General features: G+C 37.9%; 9 protein-coding genes. 8 read left to right on the forward strand and 1 reads right to left on the reverse strand.

Annotated features, from left to right (window positions below):
- The first annotated feature begins 183 nt into the window (after positions 1–183).
- The 3 genes from VXK47_RS02370 to ybeY all read left to right on the forward strand — a co-directional run bounded on the left by VXK47_RS02370 (position 184) and on the right by ybeY (position 4066).
- Entirely contained in the window at positions 184–1179 is a 996-nt protein-coding gene (locus VXK47_RS02370; RefSeq protein ID WP_435547171.1) for a PhoH family protein, read from the forward strand.
- 150 nt (positions 1180–1329) lie between these two features.
- Positions 1330–3711: an HD family phosphohydrolase gene (locus VXK47_RS02375; protein WP_435547172.1), complete on the forward strand. Its 2382-nt coding sequence runs from the start codon at positions 1330–1332 to the stop codon at positions 3709–3711.
- Positions 3611–4066 carry an rRNA maturation RNase YbeY gene (ybeY, locus tag VXK47_RS02380; RefSeq protein ID WP_435547173.1) on the forward strand — a complete coding sequence of 152 codons (456 nt, stop codon included), beginning with the start codon at positions 3611–3613 and terminating at the stop codon, positions 4064–4066. Before VXK47_RS02375 ends, ybeY begins: the two co-directional genes overlap by 101 nt.
- On the opposite strand, the gene VXK47_RS02385 is transcribed toward ybeY, so the two are convergent.
- Complete coding sequence (locus VXK47_RS02385) at positions 4053–4412, reverse strand: hypothetical protein (RefSeq protein WP_435547174.1); 360 nt, start codon at positions 4410–4412, stop codon at positions 4053–4055. The two genes, ybeY and VXK47_RS02385, sit on opposite strands and share 14 nt — an antisense overlap.
- A gap of 346 nt (positions 4413–4758) precedes the next feature.
- Between VXK47_RS02385 and VXK47_RS02390 the strand changes: the two genes are divergently transcribed.
- The 5 genes from VXK47_RS02390 (at position 4759) to VXK47_RS02410 (ending at position 7559) form a co-directional block, all read left to right on the forward strand.
- Positions 4759–5124 (forward strand): hypothetical protein, encoded by a 366-nt coding sequence (locus VXK47_RS02390; protein ID WP_435547175.1) that lies wholly within the window; start codon positions 4759–4761, stop codon positions 5122–5124.
- A gap of 5 nt (positions 5125–5129) precedes the next feature.
- Complete coding sequence (locus VXK47_RS02395) at positions 5130–5867, forward strand: (Fe-S)-binding protein (RefSeq protein WP_435547176.1); 738 nt, start codon at positions 5130–5132, stop codon at positions 5865–5867.
- Between the two features lie 25 nt (positions 5868–5892).
- Positions 5893–6552, forward strand: coding sequence for an isoprenoid biosynthesis glyoxalase ElbB (gene elbB, locus VXK47_RS02400; RefSeq protein ID WP_435547177.1), 660 nt, complete (start codon positions 5893–5895; stop codon positions 6550–6552).
- A gap of 159 nt (positions 6553–6711) precedes the next feature.
- The gene (gene dtd, locus VXK47_RS02405; RefSeq protein WP_435547178.1) at positions 6712–7152 is read left to right on the forward strand and encodes a D-aminoacyl-tRNA deacylase; all 441 of its coding nucleotides are present in this window, start codon (positions 6712–6714) and stop codon (positions 7150–7152) included.
- Positions 7153–7313: 161 nt separating this feature from the next.
- The gene (locus VXK47_RS02410; protein WP_435547179.1) at positions 7314–7559 is read left to right on the forward strand and encodes an FmdB family zinc ribbon protein; all 246 of its coding nucleotides are present in this window, start codon (positions 7314–7316) and stop codon (positions 7557–7559) included.
- The last annotated feature ends 156 nt before the right edge of the window (positions 7560–7715 follow it).

The raw sequence follows: 7715 nt of genomic DNA on the forward strand, positions 1-7715 counted from the left end.
AAGTTGACGTAAGTGCTTGAAATACTTGGTATATAAATTGCAATGCATTTTACATGCCATCTTTTTATGTTTTGTGAAAAAATATCGCAAAATTTTAAAACCATGTTTGAACGGCTTCAAAAACAGTGAAACTTTAGATATTTATTATGATATCAGATAGAAAGGTACTTTTTAATTTAATATATGAAAATTGATATAGAAGAAAATCCTACTAAACTTACTTTTTCCAATATAAATCTTGCAAAACAGCTTTTTGGTGAGAATAACACTAATCTTCAGAAAATGGCGGATGACGTTGGTATAAAAATACATGCAAGGGGAAACACCGTTTCCATAGATGGGGATAAAATTGCATCTGATCTTGTTAAGAATTTGTTAACACAATTATATGATTTGCTTAAGGAAAATTATCCTGTTTATCCGAATGATTTTGATTATGCCCTAAGACTTCTTTCAAAAGACGACAGCATTAAACTTAAAGATATTTTTCTTGATACAATATATATAACGGCTAAGAAACATTCAATAACTCCTAAAAGCATGGCACAAAAAGAATATATAGATGCCATGCGCAATTATGATATAGTATTCGGCGTGGGACCGGCAGGAACCGGCAAGACTTATCTGGCTATGGCAATGGCTGTTTCGGCTCTTTCGAAAGGTCTGGTGAACAGGATTATACTTACACGTCCCGCGGTTGAAGCAGGGGAAGCGCTTGGTTTTTTACCCGGAGATCTTGCCGAAAAAGTTGATCCTTATCTGAGGCCTCTTTATGATGCTCTTCATGATATGATGAGATTTGAAAAGGTTTCAAATCTTATGGAAAAAGGTGTAATCGAAGTTGCTCCGCTCGCATTTATGCGGGGAAGGACATTAAACGACTCGTTTATCATACTTGATGAGGCCCAGAATACTACTTCTGAGCAGATGAAAATGTTTCTTACCCGTATAGGATTCAGCTCAAAAGCAGTAATTACAGGTGATATAACCCAGATCGATCTGCCTCAGGGTAAAACATCCGGCCTTATTGAATCCAAGGATATTTTGCAGAATATCAAAGGAATTAAATTTACCTTCTTTTCAAAATCGGATGTTGTAAGACATAAGCTTGTACAAGACATTATTGAAGCATATGAACAGCTGGAAGAAAAAAAACGAAAAGTCACAAATAATTCTTAAAACATTATTAAAAGTCTTGTGATAAGTCCTCAAATCGCCATACCTGAAAAAGCCGGTATGACAAATAAAATAAAATTACAGGATTAAGGTGTGGTTGCCCGTAATAATACAAAGGGGTGATGTATAATAGGCCGCGGCCTATGGTAAATTATGAAACTGAATAAAATAAAAAAATATATAATTGATTCATTTAATTCTAACAAAAATATCAGGTGGTGGATACTGTCATGTATTATTATTATTTATATTACTACACTTTACATCGACTTTATGCCGATCACCAGAACATACCGTTTAGGGGATATTGCCGATAGAGATATAAAAGCACCGGGTGATTTTTTGGTTGTAGACAAAGAGGCCACTGAAAAGAACAGAAAAATGGCGGCAGGTAATGTCCCGGTAGTATACGATTTTGATTCCGCCCTTTCTGCCAAATTAATACAGCAGGTTCATACCGCCTACAGAGAAATAAGAAACGATTTGACATCGGGAAAATTCAATTCTTTGAATTTGGCAACAGATACCCAGCAGGAGCCTCTTTCGGAAAGATCTTTAAAAATAAAAAAAGAATTTGAAAGAAAAATCGGCTTTCCCGTTCCCCAAAGTATTTTCATTATACTTGAAAAGCATAATTTTTCTGAAGATATTGAAAATGCTGTAATAGGAATTTTATCTAAAATCCTGGATAACGGTGTGGTTGCTGACAAGGATTCTTTGCTTAAAGAAATTGATAAGGGAATAATACTAAGAAATATAGAAACAAAAGATGAGATTATAACCTATGAATTTAACTCGTTATATGGTATCGAAGATGCGAAAAGCAAAGTAAAAACAGTAGGCAAACCTTTACTGAAAGATCTGCCTTTGGGAAAACGGGATTTGGTTACATATTTTGTCATGCAGTTAATTCAACCGAATATAACTTTGAACAGAAATGAAACTGAGGAAAGAATAAAAAGTGCCGTGGCTGAAATGGCCTCAGTCCTGTATAGAGTGAAAGCGGGCGAAATGCTTTTACGTGAAGGAGAAAAAGTTTCTGAAGTTCAGCTTATAAAATTGAAAGCTCTGATGGACCAGGTCAGATACAAGCGTATTTCGGCAGCCATCATCGGCGCTTCCATGATTATGCTATGTCTGCTTGTGATAACATATATTATCAATATAAAAAATGATAAGGATATGATAGGCGACCATAACAAGAAACTTCTTTTTCTTGCAAGCGTGGTCGTTATGTCATTTCTGCTGGCTGAAGTATCTTCATTTCTATCCAGATCGCTTACCATGAATGAGCTTTTTTCTATCAGAGCTACATCTGTTCAATTAAGTATTCCGGTAACTTCGGGAGCAATGCTCATATGCCTTTTTTTGAGCCTGGAAACAGCCGTTGCCTGTGCTGTTATTATAGCCGTTTGCACTGCAATGGTATTTCAAAACCGTTTTGAAATACTGGTTTTCTTTCTATTAAGCGGAATAATGGCAGCTTATTGGATGCAAAACTGCAGAGAACGCAAGGTTTTCATTAAATCCGGTTTAAAACTTGGTCTTTTCAACATATTACTCACCACAATAATAACTATTTATAATGCCGAGTTTTCATGGATAACAATGATGTGGAATGGGGTTTTTGCATTTTTAGGGGGTATGGTGACAGGTGTTGCGACCGCCGGGCTTACTCCTCTTGTAGAGGTAACTTTTAACTTTTCAACTGACATAAAACTTTTAGAACTTGCAAGCCTTGATCAACCTGTTTTAAGAAGACTTATGATCGAAGCACCCGGAACATATCATCATTCCGTTATTGTAGGCTCAATGGTGGAAGCTGCCGCATCGGAAATCGGGGCAAATCCCCTGCTTGCCAAAGTTTGTGGTTATTATCATGATATCGGGAAATTAAACAAACCACAGTATTTCATTGAAAACCAGTCGGACGGTATTAACAAGCATGATAAGCTTTCACCTTCCATGTCCAGCCTTATACTTGTTGCTCATGTAAAGGATGGAATCGAGATGGCAAAAAAATATAATCTGGGAAAAGAAATTGCAGACACAATCAGCCAGCATCACGGCACAAGTCTTATCCGCTTTTTTTATGACAAGGCAAAACAGCAAAAAGGAGAGAGCACGGTCAAAATCAGCGATTTCAGATATCCGGGCCCAAAACCCCAAACAAAGGAAGCAGGTCTTGTTATGCTTGCCGATGTTACCGAATCGGCTTCAAGAACCCTTGAAAATCCAACACCGGCAAGAATTCAGGGGCTTGTTCAGAATTTGATGAACAATGTTTTTTCAGACGGGCAGCTTGACAATTGTGAATTGACACTAAAAGATTTGCATAATATTGCGAAAAGTTTCAATACGATTTTAAATGGAATCCATCATCACCGCATTGAATATCCCGAAACAACAGTTTCAGGCATTGGAAAAGGGAAAAATGGGAGTACTGATAAACAACAGCCAAAACAAACTCAGGATCAGGAAAATACAAGTAAGGAAAGCGGCTCAGGCCATCTTAAACGCCTTGGATTGTCCTAAAGGAGAACTGTCTATACTTATTGAGGATGATGATGGAATTACCGGATTAAATGAAAAATATTTACAAAGGAAAGGACCCGCAAATGTAATTTCCTTTCCTTTGCGTGATGTTAATTTCCCTGAAATTGAGCATGACCTTCTCGGAGATGTTGTCATATCGGCTGAAACAACTCAAAGAGAAGGAAATTCTTTGGGAACCGGATTTGATAAAAGGTTTGCCGAGCTATTGATACACGGTATTCTCCACCTTTTCGGATACGACCATGAAAAAAGCGAACAGGAAGCTGACGAAATGGAAATCAAGGCCTCGAAGCTTTTAAAAATTATTGAGAATAGCTCTTTTACTTTTTCTTGATATCTGCAAAATGAATGACCTTAGCATTTTCCAATGACTTTGTTTTTTCAGAACCTTCTGTGTCATTGTTTTGGACTTGAGAGGTTTTTTGGTCCTTTTCATCCTTTTGGTCATCTGGGCATACAACTTGTTCGATTCTTATCTTCTTTCCGTTCATGGTAAATTCAGCGCCATTTATGTAAGAATCTCTCAGTATCCATTTTATGGTATGGACAGGCACTTGCAGCATCAGCAGTTTAACATGATACCATGATGGTTTGGAATTCGGCAGAATTTCTTCAATTCTTGCAAACGCAAGCGGCTTTCCTTCAAAATGTATAAGTACTATATCTCCTTCAGAAGTCATTTTTTTCTCCGCTGCTGAATCTTTATCTTCTAATTATCAGTTCATTCGACAGGTATGTATGTTTTTTTTGCAGCTTCCTATCATAATTTAATCTTGCGATCAACAGAAACTATGCCAAAAAATCCCTTCGATTCTCATGCGCTCCTGCACCCCAAAACTGTATAGCATCAGAAGTTATGCAAAGACCCCGAATACTGTACAAACTCAGTTATCCTGCTTCAGGGTGTCATTTCTATTGACATATCCTTTGCTTAGATGTTAGAGCAAAAAGCTGAAATGGTCGATCCGGCTTATCACAGATGTTCTGAAATCTTAGATATATAGTAATAACGAAGGAGAAATTTTCATGAAACCTTGGATAGTGGCAATCATTCTGACCATAGCAGTAGCGTATTTTATTTATCGAGTTACATACCTTATAAAACTTCTCAAGCTTGGAAAACCTGAAAACAGATATGACAGGGTTGGTGAGCGTTTATGGATTACTATAAAGCAAAGTATTTTGCAATTTTCGCAATTCAGGGTGCCAAAAGGTGATTATACATACGCTGGAATGGATGCTTCTGACCAATGCCCGGCAAACAGCACCGGAAAGGTGCTTTCACCCCGGGAGATCATTTTATCGCTTAAAGAAAACCTTTTTGCTAATGCGGAAAAACTGCTATCAACTCCAAAAGATCAATGGAGAGAGATGGAACGTGTTGAGCTATAGAAGGAATGGATGTTCCGGTTTTTATACCCGGTGAAACCGAATATCTGTTATGGATAGGGTGCTCTGTTGCTTACGAAGAACGTGCCCAGAAAATTGCAAGAGCCATGGTAAATATTCTGATGGCGGCAAATGTAAATTTCGGTATTCTTGAAGAACCACGCTGCACAGGAGATCCTGCAAAGCAAATGGGGGATGAACTTCTTTTTACCGAAACAGCCCAGATGAATATTATGGATTTTTCCGAAATGGAAATAAACAAAATCATAACGTTATGCCCACATTGTTACAACAGCTTTACACACCATTACCCACAGTTAGGTGGCAATTATGATGTAATACCCCATGCAAAATTTATTTTCGATCTGATTTCTTCAGGAAAATTAAATCTTTCAAAAACAGGAGAAACTATCTGTTATCATGACCCATGTTATCTTGGAAGACATAACGGCATAATAGATGAACCGCGAAATGTCATATCAACCATAGGTGAGCTTATCGAAATGCCAAGAAACAAAAAGGCAAGCTTTTGCTGCTGCGGCGGCGGCGGAAATTACTGGGCTGAGGAAACCGGGACAAGAATTAACCAGGCAAGGGCTGGTGAGGCTGAGGAAACAAAGGCTCAAAAAATTGCTACCGCCTGTCCTTTCTGCCTTATGATGTTGACGGACGGGTTGAAAAAATTCACAGATGAACCAAAAATATTTGATATAGCCGAACTGGTTGAGTCGCATCTTATAACATAGTAGCATTTTACTGTGGAGGCAAAAGATGGGGAAAAAACGAATAGGCGTGCTTTTATCCGGTTGCGGAGTTTTTGACGGCTCGGAAATTCATGAGGCAGTCTTGACTCTGTTATATATTGATCAAAAAGGGGCGGCGGCAGTTTGTATGGCCCCGGATATTTCTCAGGTGCATGTAATAAATCATCTGACCCGGAAAGAAATGAAAGAAAACCGTAATGTACTGGTTGAATCAGCCAGGATTGCAAGAGGTGATATAAAAAACTTAAAGGATGTTAGTGCTGTTGATATAGATGCCCTTATTATTCCGGGAGGTGTTGGAGCGGTAAAAAATTTGAGTGAATTTGCAGCAAAAGGTCCGGAAGGTTCTGTAAATGCTGAAGTACTGCGGCTGATTTCAGAAACCAAAGCAGCCGGAAAACCGATCGGGGCATTATGCATAGCACCTGCCACATTGGGTATGGCGTTAAAAGACCATGGCATTACCGTAACCATAGGCAATGATAAAGCAACTATCAGCTCTATAAAAGCCACAGGAACAAACCATATTGTATGTACAGTGGATCAAATCGCTGTGGATGAAAAACACAAGATCGTTACCGTTCCTGCTTATATGCTTGGACCAGGGATAAAGGATGTAGCAAAAGGCATAGAAAAGCTGGTTGACAAAATAGTTGAAATGGCTTGATTTTTTTAACTATATAACAGTCTCCCCGATAAGCGCTGATTCGAGTTTGCAAATTATCAAAATAACAAAACTTGAATCAGCGCTTATTTTATTTTTATATTATATCGCAACATAAACTATGATGAGCCGGAATTTTTTTACGAAGGGAAAAAACTTGATATGCGGGCTGTTATACAGAGAGTAAAAGAAAGCTCGGTATATGTTGCAGGCACGACAATAAGCAGGATAGGTGCAGGTCTTCTTGTCCTTCTTGGAATAGCAAAAGAAGATACAATACATGATGCGGATTTTCTTGCAGATAAAATATTAAATTTAAGAATTTTTGAAGACGGACAAGGCAAAATGAACAGATCACTTCTTGATACAAAAGGGGAAATGCTTGTGGTTTCGCAGTTTACTCTTCTTGGCGACTGTCGCAAAGGAAGACGTCCTTCATTTATAAACGCTGCCGAACCTGAAAAAGCAAACCAACTTTATGAATATTTTACGGCAAGAGTGAAATCCGGCAATATCAAGGTTAAAACCGGGCAGTTTCGTGCAATGATGGACGTACATCTTGTCAATGATGGGCCTGTTACCTTAATAGTTGAAAGCAGATAAAAAATGAGTTCCAAGCTATAAAGATCCGCTTTTGTAAACAAGAGTGAAGCTTGACAATGGTTTAATAGTGGTAATAAATATAATAGATTTCTTTAAAGACTTTTAATAGCTTAGCTTAGCCTTTGCTTTTAAAATATATTAAAAACAATAAGGAGTACAATATGCCCATATATGAATTTAAATGTCTGAAATGTGATGAATTTTTTGAATTAATACTGATGAATAAAGATGAAGAGGCCCAGCTTAAATGCCCAAAATGCAGCAGTGATGAATTCGAAAGGGTAATAAGTGCAACAAATTTCAGCATGGGTGCCGGTTCAGGGGGGAATACTTCGTTAAGCTCTCAGACAAGATCATGTTCGAGCGGTTCCTGTACTACTTATGACATTCCGGGTCACACCAGATAGCTTGATTTATAATGGACCCCGAAATTTGAACTGATGGTTAAGCTGCTTTTTCTGTGATATTGACTCCATTATAAAGGAAACAGAATGAGAAAGCAATATCCAGGGAATTTTAAAGCAAAGGCTGCATTGGAAGCCATCAGGTCAGAGGATACGATA

Origin of the sequence: Desulfobacterium sp. N47, assembly GCF_051233685.1 — a bacterium.
GTDB lineage: Bacteria > Desulfobacterota > Desulfobacteria > Desulfobacterales > RPRI01 > RPRI01.

What these genes read in the sequence shown, in the direction of transcription:
- VXK47_RS02370 (WP_435547171.1), top strand. Translation starts at nt 184, where the DNA reads ATGAAAATTGATATAGAAGAAAATCCTACTAAACTTACTTTTTCCAAT.
- VXK47_RS02375 (WP_435547172.1), top strand. Translation starts at nt 1,330, where the DNA reads ATGAAACTGAATAAAATAAAAAAATATATAATTGATTCATTTAATTCT.
- ybeY (WP_435547173.1), top strand. Translation starts at nt 3,611, where the DNA reads ATGGGAGTACTGATAAACAACAGCCAAAACAAACTCAGGATCAGGAAA.
- VXK47_RS02385 (WP_435547174.1), bottom strand. Translation starts at nt 4,412, where the DNA reads ATGACTTCTGAAGGAGATATAGTACTTATACATTTTGAAGGAAAGCCG.
- VXK47_RS02390 (WP_435547175.1), top strand. Translation starts at nt 4,759, where the DNA reads ATGAAACCTTGGATAGTGGCAATCATTCTGACCATAGCAGTAGCGTAT.
- VXK47_RS02395 (WP_435547176.1), top strand. Translation starts at nt 5,130, where the DNA reads ATGGATGTTCCGGTTTTTATACCCGGTGAAACCGAATATCTGTTATGG.
- elbB (WP_435547177.1), top strand. Translation starts at nt 5,893, where the DNA reads ATGGGGAAAAAACGAATAGGCGTGCTTTTATCCGGTTGCGGAGTTTTT.
- dtd (WP_435547178.1), top strand. Translation starts at nt 6,712, where the DNA reads ATGCGGGCTGTTATACAGAGAGTAAAAGAAAGCTCGGTATATGTTGCA.
- VXK47_RS02410 (WP_435547179.1), top strand. Translation starts at nt 7,314, where the DNA reads ATGCCCATATATGAATTTAAATGTCTGAAATGTGATGAATTTTTTGAA.